The sequence below is a fragment of the Sporomusa sp. GT1 genome (assembly GCF_014634905.1).
Taxonomy (GTDB): domain Bacteria; phylum Bacillota; class Negativicutes; order Sporomusales; family Sporomusaceae; genus Sporomusa; species Sporomusa sphaeroides.
Genome location: NZ_BMBX01000002.1, coordinates 58,728 through 76,562, shown reverse-complemented (window position 1 = coordinate 76,562; position 17,835 = coordinate 58,728). Strand labels below are relative to the sequence as shown.

At 46.4% G+C, this 17,835-nt stretch carries 14 protein-coding genes, 2 CRISPR repeat arrays and 1 riboswitch (1 of these 17 cut by a window edge); of the genes, 2 read left to right on the top strand and 12 right to left on the bottom strand.

Annotated elements, in window-relative coordinates:
* Positions 1 to 166 precede the first annotated feature (166 nt).
* Genes GT1_RS03960 through GT1_RS03950 form a run of 3 tightly spaced genes read right to left on the bottom strand, consistent with a single transcriptional unit; the run spans position 167 to position 3,866 of the window.
* Positions 167 to 1,072, bottom strand: coding sequence for a phosphate ABC transporter substrate-binding protein (locus tag GT1_RS03960; protein ID WP_188397625.1), 906 nt, complete (start codon positions 1,070 to 1,072; stop codon positions 167 to 169).
* A gap of 44 nt (positions 1,073 to 1,116) precedes the next feature.
* A complete protein-coding gene (locus GT1_RS03955; protein ID WP_188397624.1) occupies positions 1,117 to 2,394 on the bottom strand; it encodes a metallophosphoesterase family protein in 1,278 nt (425 codons plus the stop codon).
* A gap of 17 nt (positions 2,395 to 2,411) precedes the next feature.
* Complete coding sequence (locus tag GT1_RS03950; RefSeq protein ID WP_188397623.1) at positions 2,412 to 3,866, bottom strand: PLP-dependent aminotransferase family protein; 1,455 nt, start codon at positions 3,864 to 3,866, stop codon at positions 2,412 to 2,414.
* Positions 3,867 to 3,983: 117 nt separating this feature from the next.
* On the opposite strand from GT1_RS03950, the gene pdxS reads away from it, so the two are divergent.
* Positions 3,984 to 4,865: a pyridoxal 5'-phosphate synthase lyase subunit PdxS gene (gene pdxS / locus GT1_RS03945; protein ID WP_304626361.1), complete on the top strand. Its 882-nt coding sequence runs from the start codon at positions 3,984 to 3,986 to the stop codon at positions 4,863 to 4,865.
* Positions 4,866 to 4,867: 2 nt separating this feature from the next.
* Positions 4,868 to 5,449, top strand: coding sequence for a pyridoxal 5'-phosphate synthase glutaminase subunit PdxT (gene pdxT / locus GT1_RS03940; protein WP_188397621.1), 582 nt, complete (start codon positions 4,868 to 4,870; stop codon positions 5,447 to 5,449).
* Positions 5,450 to 5,539: 90 nt separating this feature from the next.
* Here pdxT and thiC read toward each other — a convergent pair whose 3' ends face one another.
* The 9 genes from thiC to GT1_RS03895 all read right to left on the bottom strand — a co-directional run bounded on the left by thiC (position 5,540) and on the right by GT1_RS03895 (position 17,001).
* Positions 5,540 to 6,838, bottom strand: coding sequence for a phosphomethylpyrimidine synthase ThiC (gene thiC, locus GT1_RS03935; RefSeq protein WP_188397620.1), 1,299 nt, complete (start codon positions 6,836 to 6,838; stop codon positions 5,540 to 5,542).
* A 66-nt stretch (positions 6,839 to 6,904) separates the two neighbouring features.
* Positions 6,905 to 7,002, bottom strand: a riboswitch (TPP riboswitch).
* 137 nt (positions 7,003 to 7,139) lie between these two features.
* Positions 7,140 to 8,342: direct repeats of the CRISPR family, unit length 30 nt; unit sequence ATTTCAATACATCTAATGTGTTCGTTGCCC.
* A gap of 178 nt (positions 8,343 to 8,520) precedes the next feature.
* The gene (gene cas2 / locus GT1_RS03930; RefSeq protein ID WP_188397619.1) at positions 8,521 to 8,805 is read right to left on the bottom strand and encodes a CRISPR-associated endonuclease Cas2; all 285 of its coding nucleotides are present in this window, start codon (positions 8,803 to 8,805) and stop codon (positions 8,521 to 8,523) included.
* Positions 8,802 to 9,809, bottom strand: coding sequence for a type I-B CRISPR-associated endonuclease Cas1b (gene cas1b / locus GT1_RS03925; RefSeq protein WP_188397618.1), 1,008 nt, complete (start codon positions 9,807 to 9,809; stop codon positions 8,802 to 8,804). Before cas1b ends, cas2 begins: the two co-directional genes overlap by 4 nt.
* A 19-nt stretch (positions 9,810 to 9,828) precedes the next feature.
* The gene (locus tag GT1_RS03920) at positions 9,829 to 10,314 is read right to left on the bottom strand and encodes a CRISPR-associated protein Cas4 (RefSeq protein ID WP_223226070.1); all 486 of its coding nucleotides are present in this window, start codon (positions 10,312 to 10,314) and stop codon (positions 9,829 to 9,831) included.
* A complete protein-coding gene (gene cas3 / locus GT1_RS03915; RefSeq protein WP_188397616.1) occupies positions 10,314 to 12,740 on the bottom strand; it encodes a CRISPR-associated helicase Cas3' in 2,427 nt (808 codons plus the stop codon). The genes GT1_RS03920 and cas3 overlap by 1 nt, the downstream gene beginning before the upstream one ends.
* Before the next feature lie 84 nt (positions 12,741 to 12,824).
* Complete coding sequence (gene cas5b, locus GT1_RS03910; protein WP_223226040.1) at positions 12,825 to 13,583, bottom strand: type I-B CRISPR-associated protein Cas5b; 759 nt, start codon at positions 13,581 to 13,583, stop codon at positions 12,825 to 12,827.
* A gap of 17 nt (positions 13,584 to 13,600) precedes the next feature.
* Positions 13,601 to 14,569: a type I CRISPR-associated protein Cas7 gene (locus GT1_RS03905; protein ID WP_188397615.1), complete on the bottom strand. Its 969-nt coding sequence runs from the start codon at positions 14,567 to 14,569 to the stop codon at positions 13,601 to 13,603.
* Between the two features lie 3 nt (positions 14,570 to 14,572).
* Entirely contained in the window at positions 14,573 to 16,309 is a 1,737-nt protein-coding gene (locus tag GT1_RS03900) for a hypothetical protein (protein WP_188397614.1), read from the bottom strand.
* A 14-nt stretch (positions 16,310 to 16,323) separates the two neighbouring features.
* The gene (locus GT1_RS03895) at positions 16,324 to 17,001 is read right to left on the bottom strand and encodes a CRISPR-associated protein Cas6 (RefSeq protein WP_188397613.1); all 678 of its coding nucleotides are present in this window, start codon (positions 16,999 to 17,001) and stop codon (positions 16,324 to 16,326) included.
* Positions 17,002 to 17,257: 256 nt separating this feature from the next.
* Positions 17,258 to 17,835: a CRISPR direct-repeat array (repeat unit 30 nt; unit sequence ATTTCAATACATCTAATGTGTTCGTTGCCC); it runs 1,346 nt beyond the window's last position.

Genomic DNA, 17,835 nt, shown 5'->3' with positions numbered 1-17,835 from the left:
GACCATTGTACTATGCGGTTTGGCAACAAGCCTTGCACTGCCGCATGCGCCGGCAGGCGCACTTGCTAGCTACGGAAAACGGGGGAAGATGGCTCACCTGCGCAGTGTGGCAATCTCCCCCCGCTAACTATCGTTTTAGCAGTGGTACTCTCATTATCGCATGTATTTACTTGGCTTTGACAGGTACAAAGCCCATTTCTTCCAGGAGCTTCAGACCAGTGTCTGACAGAAGATAGTTGATGAACTGCTGTTCGCGCTCATCAGCCTGCGCCTTGGTAATAAGAATCAACGGGCGCGAGATGCTGTATTTGCCACTCACGATATTTTCATTGGTAGGTTCAAAGCCATCGACCGACAATACAGCAATTTTTCCTTTATTTTGGTCAACAAGCCCTGTGGAAACATAGCCTACCGCATCCACGTTGTCCTGAACCTTGCCGGCCAGGGCACCCATTGAAGGCATCTGGATGGCTTCTTTGGCAATCGGCGTGCCTTTCATGACGGCTTCGTCAAAAGCCTGGCTGGCGCCGCCGCCCAGGTCGCGGATAGCCACAACAATGGTGCGGTCAGGCAAGCTGGCATCAAGCTGCTTCCAGGTTTTTATCTCGCCGGAAAAAATCCGTTTCACTTCATCTTTTGTCAGATTGGGCTTGACTTTGACAACCGGGTTCTGCGGATGCACAGCAATGGTCAGGGCATCATAACCCACTGTGTGCAGCTTATGGTTGGGCAGCTTTTGTTTTTCTTCCTCTTTTACTACCCGCGATACCAAACCGATATCCACCGTTCCATTAGTAGCGGCTTTTACCCCAAAGCCCGAACCGCCGGTAGCCACAAAAATCGCGATAGGATCATCGGCAAACGCATCTTTTACCTTTTTCCAGGTTTTATATTTTTCCGTAAAATCGTCGGCAGCTTTGGCCACTACCGGTGCCAGCGTGCTGGAACCACCAATTTTAATAGAAAAGTCCTTCGCCGGTTGCGGCTGATTCGCAGTGGGAGCCGAGCTGCCACAGCCTGCCACAGCAACAACAAAAGCGAGTAATAGAACATAGGTTAACAGTCTCTTCATGGGTGCCTCCTTGGATCATATAATCTATATATTAATTCTATAGATTATGCAGGATTTGTCAATGTCTTTTTCAATTCCCAGACATCAATCAGGGCACCACTTTGCTTAAAAGCCCTGAGTCTGAGCAGGCTTTCGCTAACCTCTACCGTAATATAATTGGGTTCTGCGGCGGGATCATGAAAAAATTCATGCCAGTCCTTGGCCAGGAGGTTCTTGTAGGTTTTGGTACCGCTCCGTCCGGTGGCCACATATACCGTGCCTTGAGCCTGGCCGGCAGCCCTTACGCCGTTATAGAGCGGATAGGTACGGGCATACGCATGGTCGTGGGCGGTAAAAACAACATCAACCTGGTAATTGTCAAAAACCGGGCCGAATACCTTGCGGATGGCAGGGTCGCCCTCGCCTGGCTTATTATTGTATAACGGGCGATGGATAAAGACGATTTTCCATTTTTTCTTGGTGGCTTGCAGATCGCGCTCAAGCCATTCTTTCTGGCGCGCCAGCATATCGGGTACATATTGCCGCTGCTCACCCTCCTGACTGTCCAGCATAACAAAATGCACATCACCGTAATCAAAAGAATATACCTGCCCCTTCAGTCCCGCAGGCCCGTTCGGCGGCAGCTTGAATTGGGCAGTAAATAATACCGGCATGGAAAACACGCGCTCCGGTGTATAGGATTCATGATTGCCGGCTATCGGCATGGCCGGGATGGCAGCGGTAAGCCCTTTAGCGGCGGCAAACCATTTGTCCCATTGGGTGTAATCCTGCCCGACATCAACAAGATCACCGACATTGGTAAAGAAAACGGCATCCGGATTGGCCTGATAAGCATTCCGGGCGGTAGTGCCCCAGACATTATAATTGATGCTCTGTGAATCACCAAAAACCAGGAACTTAAAAGGCCGGGGCGTTGCCGGGGCGGTAGTAAAATAAGCGCTCTGACTCCACCCGTCCGGTCCGCCAACCCGGTAAATATAGCGTGTACCCGGTTTGAGGCCTGTCAGCATGACTGAGTGAATCCCCAGATTACCGGTGTTGGTATGCAGTCCCGTTATCCCTGCCGCCACAGTGATGGCCTGCTGAGGGAATAGCCGGCTGTGAGCGGCTTCGGCATATTGCACCTGCCCGCCGATAACAGCAGCGCCGGTGCGCCAGGTAATGGTCTGGGTTGTTGCAGTATCCCCCTCCCAGGTCAGGGTAATATGTTCCGGTACAGCCGCAGCGCCGGCAGCGGCGGCGGCAAACAGCGCTGAGGAGGCCCCCAGCAGCAGCATGACAATTAAAAGTAAAACAGGCAGCAGTCTTGTTGGCTTACGCATATTCATCCTCCTGATTTTTAAATCTCACCCAGTTCAGCCGCAATAACCCTTCCCAGCACCTTAACCCCCTGTAATATTTCCTCCGAGCAAGTCACCGCAAAACTCAGGCGAAGATACTTATCCGGTGCCTGACGCGGAAAAAAGGCTGTGCCGGGCGTTAATAAAACTCCCGCTTTTTCAGCTTCTTGCACAACCTTTGTCGCCGATACACCTGCAGGCAGCATAAGCCAGCAGGTTAATCCCCCCATAGGGCGGTGGCAAATTACAGCAGGCGGCAAAAATTGCCCGATAGCGGCCAGAATAATCTGATACCGTTCCAAATAAATGCGCCGCACGGCGGCAATATGTTTTTGCCAGATGCCTTTACGCAGGTATAAATCAAATGCCCGCTGAGTCAGGCCGGAAGTGGAGATATCTGAATGGTGCTTGACGGTTAACACCTTGGACACCAGTTGCGGCGGCATAAGCAGAAATGCCAGCCGGAGACCTGGCATAAAAATCTTGGAAAAGCTTTTCAGGTAAATCACCCGTTGATCACGGTCCAATGCCTTTAACGGCACCAATGGCATATCAGAAACATCCAGCTCACTAATATAATCGTCTTCCAAGATCATAGCATGATAGCGCCGGGCCAGTCCAATCAACCGGTTTCTTTTAGCCAGGGAATAGGAGTATCCGGTTGGATTCTGAATGTTAGCCATTACATAAATCAGTTTGGGCCGGAAAGACCTGATTTTCGTCTCCAATTCCTGAATATCCATACCGTCGCTTTCCATATTTATTTCCACAATCTTGGCACCCCGTGAACGAAAGGCTGCAATGGCACCGGGATAAGTAGGGTTTTCAGTAAATACATAATCACCGAAATTTAATAAGGCTTTGGCAATAATATCAATCCCCTGCTGGGCACCGGAAATAATCTGGACATTATCGGCCTGCGCCTTTACCCCCTGTTCTTTCAGGTAGGAAGAAATAGCTTCCCGCAAAGGTTTAAACCCCTGGCTGTCCTGGTAACTGAACGCATTGCCCTTGTCTCTGTCCAATACCTCAATTATGATATTTTTAAAATCATCAATAGGCAGCAAATCCGGCGGAGGCATTACGGTAGAAAAGTCGATACAATCATCCGGTAAAGCCCTCTCCAGCCTGGTAAACGTTTCTACTTCAGGCTCCGGAACGGCAGCTATGTACTCCTCCCCGGTACTGCCGGTAATCTCGGCGACGTAACTGCCGCTGCCGACCCGGGAAAAAATATAGCCGTTTTGCTCCAACAGTTTGTAGGCACCGGCTACTGTCCCGGGGTTGACTCGGAGAAAAGCGGCTAATTTGCGCACCGGCGGCAAAAGATAGCCGCAAGTCAGCTGACCGCTAACAATCAGTTCCTGCAGCGCAGAATATAGCTGAACATATAATGCATCTTTAGCATCTCTTTGTAATTGTATCGATACAAAATCGAAAAAATCCTGATTCATATTGAGTTTTCCTCTCTGCCTTGCTATAATTACAAAAATTTGTTGCCAACACGCCAAAACTGTGTCGGTACAATTATTTTAACACACTCTATCTTTTATACCAAGGGAGGATACTTAATTATGCAAAAACGGTATGAACTCAACAAGAACCTGGCCCAGATGCTAAAAGGCGGTGTCATTATGGATGTCACCAATGCCGAGCAGGCTAAAATCGCGGAAGCCGCCGGTGCCGTCGCCGTCATGGCGCTGGAGCGGGTGCCTGCCGACATTCGCAGGGATGGAGGGGTAGCCCGGATGTCTGATCCTAAAATGATTCGCGAAATCAAAGCTGCCGTTTCTATCCCGGTTATGGCCAAGGCGCGGATTGGACATTTTGTGGAGGCACAAATCCTTGAAGCAATCGGCATCGACTATGTGGATGAGAGTGAAGTCCTAACCCCGGCTGATGATGTATACCACATTAATAAACATGACTTCAAAATTCCCTTTGTCTGCGGTGCCAGAAACCTGGGCGAAGCCTTACGCCGGATTGGTGAAGGCGCTGCTATGATTCGCACAAAGGGTGAAGCCGGCACAGGCAATGTTGTTGAGGCCGTCCGGCATATGCGGACAATGCTGGCCGACATGCGGCGGGTTAAAGCGGCTCCGGCAGAAGAGTTGATGAGTCTTGCCAAGGAAATGGGGGCCCCCTTTGATTGGATACAATACATATGGGAGCAGGGAAAACTGCCGGTTGTTAATTTTGCCGCCGGCGGCATTGCCACGCCGGCTGACGCCGCCCTCATGATGCAGCTTGGCTGCGACGGCGTGTTTGTGGGCTCAGGCATCTTCAAATCAGGTGATCCTGCCAAGCGCGCCAAAGCCATTGTCCAGGCCACTACTCATTATGATGATCCGGAACTGCTGGCTAACATCTCCGAAGACTTAGGCGAACCGATGGTAGGGATAGAAATTGATAAACTTGACCCGGCCGAACGTCTGGCTGCCAGAGGGTGGTAAACTTGCTGACAATCGGCGTTTTAGGACTTCAGGGCGCTGTCCGGGAACATCTTGACTGCCTTAATGCTCTGCCTGATATAACAGGTATCGCCGTAAAAAAAGCTGCCGACATCAGCGCAGTGGATGCGCTGATTCTTCCCGGCGGCGAATCCACTACCATGGGCAAACTGCTGGAGGAATTCAAACTAACCCGGGTTCTGGCCGCTAGCATCCAGTCCGGCATACCGGTGTGGGGAACCTGTGCCGGTATGATTCTCTTAGCCAAGGCTATTGCGGGCGAACCCGGCTGCCATCTGGGCCTTATGGATATTACCGTACAGCGCAATGCTTACGGCAGCCAGTTGGACAGCTTCACCACCACCGTTCTGATCCCCAAAGTATCTGACATGCCGATACCACTGGTTTTCATCCGGGCGCCTTATGTGGTAAAAGCCGGTCCAGGCGTTGAAATACTGGCAACAGTAGCTGACAAAATTGTCGCTGTAGAGCAGTCGAATATGCTGGCCACCGCGTTTCACCCGGAACTGACCAGCAATTTAGAATTTCACCGATACTTTGTTGCCAAGGTTCGAAAGCAAAAGTAAAAACGAAAGCAAAGACAAAGAGGGTACCGCAGCGCTAAGGATTGTTTCCCTGGCAATTTGCTGTACCCTCTTTGTTTTAGTCTATTTCACTTATAAAATACTCAAATCTTCGCCGTTAAGTACCTTTTTCATATTTTTCATAGGACACATTTTACCGCACATCGTACAAGTATCCTCACACTCAGGCATGGATTCCTCCCGGTATCTTCTGGCCTTTTCCGGATCAATGGCCAGCTCGATCATCCGCGGAAAATCAACTTCAGCCCGGGCGGCACTCATTTGATTATCCCAGTCGCGCGCACCGGGAATGCCTTTGGCAATATCAGCGGCATGGGCGGCAATACGGGCGGCAATAATGCCTTCTTTCATATCATCCAAATTGGGCAAACGAAGGTGTTCGGCCGGAGTCACATAACAGAGGAAATCTGCACCGTTGGCTGCGGCAATGGCACCGCCAATCGCACTGGTAATATGGTCATAGCCGGGAGCGATATCGGTAACCAGCGGGCCCAGTACATAAAAGGGAGCGCCGTGGCACAACCGCTTTTCCAACTGCATGTTGGCGGCAATTTCATTAATTGCCATATGGCCGGGACCTTCAATCATAATTTGCACATTTCTGTCCCAGGCGCGTTTGGTTAATTCGCCAAGGGTAATCAGTTCCTCTATTTGAGCGGCATCGGTAGCGTCGTTAATCGAACCGGGCCGGCAGGCGTCTCCTAAGCTTATGGTTACATCATATTTTTCGCAAATATCCAGGAGGCGGTCATAATACTCATAGAAGGGATTTTCCTGATTATTAAGCTCCATCCAGGCAAACAAGAGCGAGCCACCCCGGGAAACAATGTTGGTAAGACGCTTGTTTCTTTTGACCCGTTCGGCTGTTTGGCGGTTCATGCCACAATGAATGGTCATAAAATCCACGCCATCCTCGGCATGACGTTCCACAACAGAGAAGAACTCATCAACCGTGATATCCTTCAAATCCTTATCAAGCATCCCCACAGCATCATACATGGGGACAGTGCCAATCATAATGGGGGACATTTCAATGAGTTTGCGCCGGAATTCCTGGGTTTTGCCATAGCAGCTCAAGTCCATGATGGCCTCGGCTTTTAGGTCGATGGCCTTTTTGACTTTTTCTAGTTCCAGTTCAATATCACAACAGTCTTTGGATACTCCGAGGTTGACATTAATTTTGGTACGAAGTTTTTCCCCGACCCCTTTAGGGCTAAGGCTGGTATGGTGCTTATTGGCGGGAATGGCTACCCTGCCGCTGGCCACCAACTGGCGCAGCACCTGAATATCGATCTGTTCCTCCTGCGCAACAATACGCATTTGTTCGGTAATGATGCCTTTTTTAGCGGCATCCATTTGAGTAGTGTACATATTTTTCCTCTTCCTCCATAAATAAATTTTAGCTATAGCAGAGGCGAGGAACGTGGGCAAGCTTGATTTATCAACAGAAAGCTTTCCTACGGTGGTACTAACCACATCAGGTTCAAGGGTTGGATTTGAATCCTCTCAGCCGTCGGGCACCCCTAGCTATAACTAATCAATGGTAATATTTTACTATTTCTACTTTTTTCCCTGAATTCCTTCTACTGGGTAAAAAGAATTTTATTTAGGTTGGAATATTAGCCAGGAGGTTATGCCTGGTATTCTACCAGGGTGCGTGGATGGCCGATGAAATTCAGTACATCTGATGTAGTCGTTGCCCTAAGTCTCACAGATAAAACAATAGGTATGACCATCAATTCAATACATCTAATGTGTTCGTTGCCCAAGATAACACACTGATAGTCTGCTGTGATTACTAATTTCAATACATCTAATGTGTTCGTTGCCCACATTGACCAGCACCACCGGCGCCACGTTAAACAAATTTCAATACATCTAATGTGTTCGTTGCCCCTCAAGGAAGATGTGTTATACAAGTTGGTTGACGGATTTCAATACATCTAATGTGTTCGTTGCCCACGCTTGCATGTCCTGCGAAAGAGCAGTATGCGATTTCAATACATCTAATGTGTTCGTTGCCCTGAGTTTTAGCCGAGTAAGGATTGACATGGATGCATTTCAATACATCTAATGTGTTCGTTGCCCCCCATTGAAGAATTCTGCAAGAAACTGTGTGACCGATTTCAATACATCTAATGTGTTCGTTGCCCTTTGACGGCTGCTTAGTCACACGCTATAAAAATGAATTTCAATACATCTAATGTGTTCGTTGCCCAATACTGGCAGCGGTCAATATACTTGCCAAGATTGATTTCAATACATCTAATGTGTTCGTTGCCCGGGCAATCACTCAGTTGGAAGACAATGATCACTGGAATTTCAATACATCTAATGTGTTCGTTGCCCCAGGCAAAGTTATCTCCGTACCCTACGGCAGCGTAAATTTCAATACATCTAATGTGTTCGTTGCCCAGGAAGCAATTGAAATTTTAAACCGGCATAAACACATATTTCAATACATCTAATGTGTTCGTTGCCCGGGATCTGAATCGTGAACATTTACGGCATTCTGCAATTTCAATACATCTAATGTGTTCGTTGCCCTCGACTTCTGCCAGAGTTCATAAGCAGCGGCCGCTATTTCAATACATCTAATGTGTTCGTTGCCCAGTTCGACACAGGGTTGGATGACTAGCCGACTTGGATTTCAATACATCTAATGTGTTCGTTGCCCGAACACCGACAATAGCAGAGGAAATAAATAAAGTACATTTCAATACATCTAATGTGTTCGTTGCCCACCGGAACCTTTGCCGTCACTGGCCCGCCACTCGAATTTCAATACATCTAATGTGTTCGTTGCCCGAGACAGCAGGGAAGAATTAGCCGAATTGTATAAAGTATTTCAATACATCTAATGTGTTCGTTGCCCCAAGAGAAAATCAGCCTCTCACCAAAGATCAATCCCCTAAAAACCCAGCATTATTACGGATCATCCCGATATTTTTCCAAGCTAACCAGACTAAATTTCAATCTTATTATAAAACCCTCACCAAGCCACTATTTATAAGGGTTTCTCTGCCTTGTCCATAAAGACCTGCCTGGAAAAATCAAATTATCAGCGATTCCGTTTTCTGGTGATCGGTCCCAAGGACTTCTTCGCCGAAATCGGCTTTACTCTTCATCTTGATAATCGTGATAAAATCTTCATCTTTGTCAATAATTCCGGTAAGTTCACCTTTTAATGCAATTAAATTAGCCGGGGTTATGTGCCCGCGAAATACTGATTTTTGATGATGTTTGAAATATTTCTTGCAAGCCTTGAAGACTTTCTGAACCCGTTTTTCGCCGATGTCGTAAAAGATAAATGCATAATTATAGTTGACGTTGCTCATTGCTTGGCCTCCATATTGAAAAAAGCTACCGGTTTTTCTTCCACGATATACTTAATCAATTTGTATCCATCCAGCCTGATAGCCTGTTTATAGGAAACCTTCCTTTTTAGCTTGCTATGGTCAAACACGCCGTTAATCCGTTCCTCAAACTCAGTAATAAAGGTCTTTCGACCGACTTCATTAAGCAGCGCATAATTCAACTTTTTATCAAAATGCTTCGCTACTGTTATTTTTCTGTTATTTATGCAATCAAAAATCGTCTTATACACCAATACCGGCTTGAAAGTTTCGGATATATCCAGACTCAAAGAATAACGTCTTTCCATAGGTTCATGCAAATAGGAGATCGTTTGGTTAAGATGGGTATGGTAAATCTGTGTCAGCGTTTTGGTATATAGCAGCGTATTGCCGAAAGACACCAGGGCATTAATGGGATTATCAGGCGGCCTTTTAACCCTTTTATTCATGTGAAATTCCTCTGGCAAAATCAGCTTAAAAGTCTCGTAAAACCGGGCCCAAATCTCACCTTCCAGACTCAACAGGTGCTTGATGGTGCTGATACGTGTCAGCAACTCAGGCACATCTTTTTTTAGCCAGTCCAGGTACGGCTTCAATTCCTCCTTCCCATGCCGGTAGTAGTGGTAAAGGACAACATGAATATTGGCAGCAATCCCTGTTACAACAGCTTTGGCAATTGTCATCCGTTTTTCCTGGTTGTCATAAGCTAACGCCTGGGAAACAGTCAGCCTGCCACTAAGCAAATAGTCTTTCGGGTAAAAGGTGCCGATATAGTTTTCATAGTAGCCGAAAAAATGCACCACAATGCCTGCCTTTGACAATATCTCCAGCAACTTCGTACTTAATGTTATATCATTAAAACAATATAGCTCTTTGGTATCTTTAATCGGCAGATACACATTACCGCGTTCACCGCGAAAACAGATAGAGAAATCTTTGCGACTTAAATCACCCTTGGAAAAAATATAGCGTGTCTCTTCTATCATCTCACACTCTCCCCATATGTCAGATATAGCAGTATTCATAGTACGCACACCGCTTACACCTGGCTGTTGACTTGGGTGCAGGCGGAACCGGCGTCTGCAAGAATTCCTCGATTTCGGCATATTGTCTGGTGAGCTGTTCGATCAACGCCTCATTAAGTTCAGTATAATGTACCTTCCTGTCTTGCTTATTCTTTTCCCACACCTCCAGCCGCCCTTTGCGGCTAATGCCCTTTTCAGCCAACCGCATCAGGTAGAACTGGACCTGCGCCATGGCTGCCGGCAGATCGGCATCCGATTTTTTTAGCTCCACCACATACTCATCAGTAATCTTGTCCAGTTTGATATTGTCAATCGCCAATTCCCCGTCTTTCGCCGCAGTAAGCGCATGCAGCACCCTGCCAATCCGCACATCCTCCGAGTTATCTTCCATATTCAGTTTATGATAAAACAGCCAGCACTGCCGGGGACAGTGGATATAATAATTAACAAGCGTACCGGTTAGCATCATAAAAACAATCCTTTCCCCTGCTTCATAAAGGCTTTGCGGTTAAACTTACCGTCCTCAATAAACTGTTCACCGTTTTCTATGTAATAATAGCCGCCGAACTCTTCGTCACACCCCAGGGCCTGCTGCTTATCACTATATACACTGTAGGTAAAATACGACATCTGTTCAACCAGTTGGGACAATTCCACCTTCCGGCGCCCATAGCCCATTGTCTTAGACTGGCAAAGCTCTTTGTAGCGCTGCCAGACAGCCCGCCCGGAGATAACCAAATCCCCTTCTATCAGGTCATAGGCCAGGAAAATCTGATAGGTCGGGGAAATCAGACGCATATCCTGCTCGATTTGCTGATACTTTAGTTCCAGACACTTGGCGTAGGTATAATGGATATTCCGGGCAGTTCTGGCATCACTTACTCTCTTTACATCCTGTAAAATCCGCTCATAAATAGCCTTAAAATCTTTCTGCTGCAATAATTCCGCTATTTGCGGGTTGCTGACCGGATAATTGAGCCGTTCATCATTACCATAGATTTTCTTCGCATCATCATAATTAAAGAAATAGGCTTTACCCCGCCGCAGGCAGGAACGGTTAATCCGCCCCAGAAACTGCTCTTCAGCGTCAGGCAGTGAGATATCCTTGAAGCCAACATCCATATCAATATCCACACCGGCCTCAATCACCTGGGTGGCTACCACAATAATGCTTGTTCTGCTTTTTATCTCTTTAATTACCTTTTTACGGTTACAGGAATTATCGTCACCTGTCAGCTCCACACAATACACATCCGGTTCCTGATACAACATATTGAAAAATTCCCGGGCCGTGTTTTTATTAATAAACTCCACCAATACCTTCTGTCCCTTATGTTCCAACACCTTAGCCTCCAGCACAGCCAACTCAATCTTCTTATGGGCCAGCAAGGAAAAGTCTAATTCCACCCTGTCCCGGAAAAACCGGTTTTGATAGTATATCTGCGGGTTCTTAATCAGGTCGGCAATCACATACGAATGTTCATCCAGCAATAAATCCAGCTTCGGCAACGTAGCCGACATTATGATGATTTTGATGTTGAGCAAACTGGCATATTGCAGCAAAAACAGGATAATCTGCCGCCAGATAGCGTTGCGATAGCTCTGAATCTCATCAATAATCACCACACTGTTACATAATTTGAGCAGGGGAAAACACGGCTCCTTCCCTGTGCTAAACAACGCGTTGAAGAAGTTGACATGCGAAGTGACAACAATCGGGTAATTATTAAAAATCTTGTTGAGTGCCGCTCGCTCATAATCACAGTCCTCATCCGCTTCCCCTGCATCAGATCGACCCCGGCCACCGGCAGGCTGTTCCACATAAATGGGTGTAAGCGAATTAACAACAGCGATTTCTTTGCCATAGGCAAAATACTCTTCCAGCACATCAGCCGTCTGCTCAACCAGGGTGTTAAACGGAAAAATATAAAATACATTGGATAACTGCCGCTGCTGGTCAAGCAGGGTTAGAAACAAATTAACCGACATATTGGTTTTTCCTGACCCGGTGGGAGCTTCCAGATAATACAGGCAAGCTTCCGGCTGCCGGCACAGGTTCTCCTCAGCTTCTAAAAAAATCCGGCAGCGCTGCTCGTTGATTGACCCGGCAAAAACACCAGGGTCCTGCTGATACTGCCGGATACCGGCATAAAGCTTGCCACCGTAATATTTCTGCCTAAGCTCCTCCAGATTATCAATAGTGCAAATATCCACGGCCGCCCCATGCATATACTCCGCCGTGGCACAGTAATCACACGCGGTAATCACACTGAACAACAGCTTATTCAAGATATAAAAAGCCGTTTCGCCGGCAACCACCTTCTTTAGCTGGTCATAGCCCCGGTCAGCCGTAAAAATGCTGTTCTTCTCCAGGTTAAGCTCCCGCTCATACCAGCTGCCTTTCTCCAGACAATCCTGCAGTTTGTCCTTAAAGTCCCCAATATCTCTGAGGCCACTATGATGACGGGCGATACAATAGCTAAAAGCAAACAAAAAGTAGGAAAACTTTTTTCTGTCAGGTTTATCAATTGCATCCAGGTGCTCACACAGATAAATATAAGCAGATAAGGCGGCATGGTTGCGGCTGTCGTATGTGCCGGGAAAAGCAGGGTTTTTTAAGACGTTGCCCTGATAAGACGGATTGATTTTGCCAATATCGTGCTGATAAACGGCATCAACAAAAAATTGATAGATGGCGGCTGTTTCCCGCTCATCACAGCCGCAATGGGCAATAACACGTTTGACAATACTGTCCAGACCTTTTTTCCGGCAATACAGTTCATAATAGTGCAGGCATAACTGGCTATGGGCGGCCAGGGATTCCGGCGCTTTGTCCTTGTCTGTATGGGCCCAGTAGCGGGGATCCTGCAGAAATGTTTCGATAATGCTCATATAAACGTCCTCCCCCGGTTACAGACTCAGGCTTACATAAATTAACCCGCGTAAACAAACAGGGCGGAATCAATCCGCCCTCTGCTAAAAAAAGCATAGTACCCTGGTACCGTCCTGCCATAAATCACCGTTTGCCTGCTTTACCAGGCAATTGGTGAAAAGTATCTGTTGAAACATATAAAAATTATGCTTTGACTGCAGTTCTACCGGAGCCCGCTCAGAAAATATGTATGCCGGTTGGTCTTCCTGGGTTTCCGTATCGTCAATGTCCTCCAACGCACCAGGAAACAGTGAGTTAATGAATAATGGTCCGCGCGAGACCGGCGCAGCCAGCTCACAAACCGTCACCTGATCAATAACAGCCGGAAAATCATTTTTACCCAGATAAGGGATATAGACGCACTTTTGCCCGGTCAAATATGCTACCAGCTTGTCCCATAGATCCGGCGCTACTGTCCCTCGGGTAAGAAATACCGTCCAGGCTGGTTTTTCCAGCCATTGCTCAAAGACCTGCAAATTTCCGCCGACCTCTTTGGAGGCATAACCGACACTATTATTAAAATACTGCACTTTTTTGGTAAAATAACCCCGTTCGGCTTCAGGTATTAACGCCAGCCTAATGCCTGCCAGCTTTTCATAAAATTCCGGAAAACCTGGCTGCTCCTCATCAAATAAGCGATTATTACGATATCCGCGTAAGCCCAGGATGGCTCCCAGCAAGCCTAACAGGGCAATCCGGTGAATATTATTATAGGTAAAATATACCGGTTTATTAACATCCGGTTTGCGAAAACAGGCAGCCTCTCCTGACAAACGAAATTTGACAGCTTGGATGTTCATCATATACGCCTCGCAGCCATTCAGCGATTACCGGCGATAACCCGGCCACATAAATCATAAGTTGTACAAGCCAGGCCGCCTAATTCCACATCGGTGTCCAGAGGATTATAATATACTTCCACCCTGTCAATGGCCTGCTCATGCCCTTTAAGCAGCTCTGCCAGATTTGTCAGTGTAATGGTATTGCGGCCACTTTGCTTGCTGAAATCAACATACCTGTCCAGATTAGGCAAATACAATTCGCTGGTTTCTGTACAATGCACAAACAAGGCAAACTCATTTTCACTGCCGCTCTTACTATTGGTATGAAAAGCTGTCGCTGCCATCAGGCAGCCTTTTTTAAATTTGTCAAACGCCTCCCTGGTATAACCGGCAAACCCTTCAATGCCCAAATCCAGATATTCCAGATAGTTACCCGGATTTACGGCAAATGCATAAAAATAATGGGCCTCATCGGTTACAATTTTGCTGCCTAAGCTTGAAGCCGTAGCCGCCTCTTTCTTTTCGCTAGGATTGCGGTATGGCGAGAGGATATCCTGGCTTTCGATCTGCGTGTCTTCATATTTGTTAAAACCCTGTCCGATTTGTACCGCTCCGGTAATGCTGATATTCTGTTTTTTCTCGGCAAAAGTAACGCCGAAATTCATAACATCAATGGCGGAAAACAGATTTTTCAATACCTCGCGGGAAGGGGTCTTCTCATTGATAACCGTATTAAAGATTTGCTCATAACGCTCCTGCAAATCCCGCGGCTGCAGCTTACCCGCTTCTTCGTCATTGTTTTTTGCTTCAATTTTGTACGACTTGATGACCAGAACCTTTTCCCCGGCAGCCTGCCACATTCTTTTAATCGGGTATTTAAAGGCCTTGTCACTGCCAAAAATAGTGCCATTGGAAATAGTTTTCGGCCTGGCGCTGAAGTCGGCATTCCAGTTAGCCATAATGCTGCGGATGGCTACAACACCATAGACGCGGTTAGTCATGTTCATTACTTACCCCTCCTCTTTTTCCGTAAAATAAATTATATTTTTCGAAGCAACACCGGCTAGGAAAAGATCAAACCCTGTCACTTTGTCGGTTGCGCAGCCATACCCCATAACCGCCGCCAGCAGCTTGTTGTAGCGGGTATTTCTCATTTGTAAGGCATGTGTATATTTTTTCTCCAGCCGCAGTATCTCCTGTTTGAATTTGTTAACATCCCGGGCATCTGTGATATGATCAATCATGGCATAGGTCGGATTCTGCGTTTGACTTTGTGACACCAGATAACGAACCAATTGTCCGGCATAATAATAAAATTCCTGATCGTTTTCACAAGTCACGATCTCATCCGTCTTATCGATAATCAGTTTTGCTTTGAGACCCTCCGCTAAACTCCTCAATCGGTCACCCATATCTGCCTTCTCCTTTATGTTAAAATATTTCAATAATGATAACCGCAAATTCAGACCTTTGGCAACCTTGGTATCCTTCAGCCGGGAATAGGACTCCCGGTGCAGCATTTCTTTCAGCATGCTTTGCGATAACGGGTCAATGCAATCGGCAAAATCCTTTTGCTCACCCTTGCGAAAATAGTTGCGCAACGCTTCCCGGTAGCGCAGCAGCAGGTTTACCTGAAAAGCCGACAGCCAGTCACTGGGCTTAGGGGAAGGGTTGAAATAATTCCTGATTAAATTTTTGTTAAAAAGCAAGTCATCTACCAAGACTTCCAACTGCGCCCGATTATGAATATTGGCCGACTCAAAATTCTCCAGTTGCAAAAAATTTTCCAGGTTAAATACCGGCATTATCTCCTTAGTCAAACCTGGCAAAAAATCGTACTCATCAATCACCGGCTGCTTACCCTTTTCCAAATGTAGGTAATGGGCATCCTGCCGTTTTTCACCGGTCTTAACCAGCGCAAATACCCTGGACGAGCCAATAGGCAGATAGCCGTCAGTTATTGGTTTGCCGGCCTCATCCTGCTGTCCGTCCAGCCAGATAAACATATTCCTAGTTGCCAGTGCGTCATCCACACTGATCCGGAAAGGCACTTTGAAAACCGTTGTTCTATGCTCCAGGAACGGCTTGTCGGCATTCATGTTCATGTTGCTGTTGGACAGGCCGTAAGTGGTTCTTTCCACCGTCACATTATAATCATTCTTATTAAAAACCTTCGGAATCAGATACCGCTTGCTTTCCCGGATATAGTCCGGCAAAGGGGCGGCGAAATATAATTTAACATATATCGTGTCCTTGATGTTATGTTCAGCAATCTGTTGCTGTATATACTCAATCAGGCTGAGCACATAGTCCTGATTAGTCTCAATCACCTGTACATCCGGCGGCGGCAAATGGTACTCGCTTAGCATCGCAACATCCGCTTTCTTCGGCGAACGCAAAGTCTGGTAATACCGGACAACACTGTCACGGAAATTTGCGACGGAGTTCGCGCCTCCCGTCAAAGCCGCCGCTTTGAACGCCACGGCATACATATTGTTGCTGTGAATCTGCTTTTTGGGGTCAACCGGCTTCTGCATATCCACCAGTTGACTGTAAAAGTCAGCCGATCTGATGAACTCCCACAGTTCGCCACTGTAAGCCGTTTTTTTCTCGATTTTTAATACTTCAGGCTCCTGCTGGCTGCCATACAGCTTAAAGTACAACCCCTCTTTAAGCTGATAATTGTCTATAGCCAGCCTGTCACCGTCCGTATTGTTGCGATAAACCGCCAGTAAATCAAGAATCATACCCTCACCGCCTTCTATTCATACACGCAATATCCTAGTCCAATGGCATTCTTCTCCAACAACCCGGTCCCGATGGCCGCAAAAGCCAATTGCTGCGACACCGGGTCACTTTTCACTCCGATAATGAGCTTATTCCCCAGGAATGAATTGGCTTTATAGGGTATTTTGATCGGTTTGTCATTGATAAGCTGAATACTCTCAATAAAATTCTCCGGCGGCTCGTCCATTTCCGCAATAAACGCCCGGTATTTTTTAAGAGCATTAACATGGATTCGCTCCATTAACAGCTTCAGCCCATTATCCCGGGTCCAGGAGCGGTTATCAACGGTTGCCACTGCCGGGGTAAGACTTTTCAGCCGCACAATCGGACGATACGCAAAGTTCCTGATTTCTGTGGCAATAATACCTGCTTTAAGCTGCGGCAAGAGATATTTTAATTTTAATAGCAAGTCCAACTCAAAGGAGCGAATATGAAAAATATAGACCCGCCCCTGCTTATACACCTTATCGGGCTCACGGGGATACAAATTGCAGAACGAGTAACCTTTTAATACCCGCTGGCCGTGCAGTTCCTTAAGTTCGGCATCATTCAGCATGGCGCTGGATATTACCTTAGATAAGTATTCATAACCTTTAGTCGCAGGCAAGTCGGTTTGCAGGAGCATTGTGACGATCAACTCATGGTAAAGCAATTTATCACCTCTTCTCTTTGTCGAAAACTCGCTAAAAGTATTACATTTCAACAATATATACAATATATTCCAGAAGGATTAGGGAAATCCTGCAAATTGCTAATAGATATTGGATTTTTACTTGGAAATTCTTCGAGCTTGTTGGGAATTTTTAGCAAATAAAAGAGACTTAACTCCCCCAGAGTTAAGCCCTATCCGGTTCTACTCTTACTCTTCAAATAAGGTTGTCCAATTACGGAAATTATCCCAAAACTTTCATTTCAATCATCTAATGTGTTCGTTGCCCCTGTAGATTCGATTGGAAAACCGTTGAGGAAATCTTATTTCAATACATCTAATGTGTTCGTTGCCCTGAAACGGCCACCATGCGGGAAATCTGGTTCGGCCTATTTCAATACATCTAATGTGTTCGTTGCCCTTAAAATAGAATTGATTGTCATAGCCATAGGTTTTATTTCAATACATCTAATGTGTTCGTTGCCCAGTAGAAAATGTGTCATATACAATTTGGTTGTAGCCATTTCAATACATCTACATGTGTTCGTTGCCCTAATTATAAAACTAACTCCGGTACTGGAATTGACGGAATTTCAATACATCTAATGTGTTCGTTGCCCGCCTATCATCATCCAGGATAACCAGGACATGACCATATTTCAATACATCTAATGTGTTCGTTGCCCCTCTTAATCCTGCATATGTTGAACTGATTTGTTTATTTCAATACATCTAATGTGTTCGTTGCCCGCCAGCATTATTCAAGAGATGGGGCGGTTGGACGAATTTCAATACATCTAATGTGTTCGTTGCCCGTCGGCACTATTTGATGTCAGT

Coding starts and splice junctions, on each gene's coding strand:
- GT1_RS03960 (WP_188397625.1), bottom strand. CDS start 1,072: ATGAAGAGACTGTTAACCTATGTTCTATTACTCGCTTTTGTTGTTGCT.
- GT1_RS03955 (WP_188397624.1), bottom strand. CDS start 2,394: ATGCGTAAGCCAACAAGACTGCTGCCTGTTTTACTTTTAATTGTCATG.
- GT1_RS03950 (WP_188397623.1), bottom strand. CDS start 3,866: ATGAATCAGGATTTTTTCGATTTTGTATCGATACAATTACAAAGAGAT.
- thiC (WP_188397620.1), bottom strand. CDS start 6,838: ATGTACACTACTCAAATGGATGCCGCTAAAAAAGGCATCATTACCGAA.
- cas2 (WP_188397619.1), bottom strand. CDS start 8,805: ATGAGCAACGTCAACTATAATTATGCATTTATCTTTTACGACATCGGC.
- cas1b (WP_188397618.1), bottom strand. CDS start 9,809: ATGATAGAAGAGACACGCTATATTTTTTCCAAGGGTGATTTAAGTCGC.
- GT1_RS03920 (WP_223226070.1), bottom strand. CDS start 10,314: ATGCTAACCGGTACGCTTGTTAATTATTATATCCACTGTCCCCGGCAG.
- cas3 (WP_188397616.1), bottom strand. CDS start 12,740: ATGAGCATTATCGAAACATTTCTGCAGGATCCCCGCTACTGGGCCCAT.
- cas5b (WP_223226040.1), bottom strand. CDS start 13,583: ATGATGAACATCCAAGCTGTCAAATTTCGTTTGTCAGGAGAGGCTGCC.
- GT1_RS03905 (WP_188397615.1), bottom strand. CDS start 14,569: ATGAACATGACTAACCGCGTCTATGGTGTTGTAGCCATCCGCAGCATT.
- GT1_RS03900 (WP_188397614.1), bottom strand. CDS start 16,309: ATGATTCTTGATTTACTGGCGGTTTATCGCAACAATACGGACGGTGAC.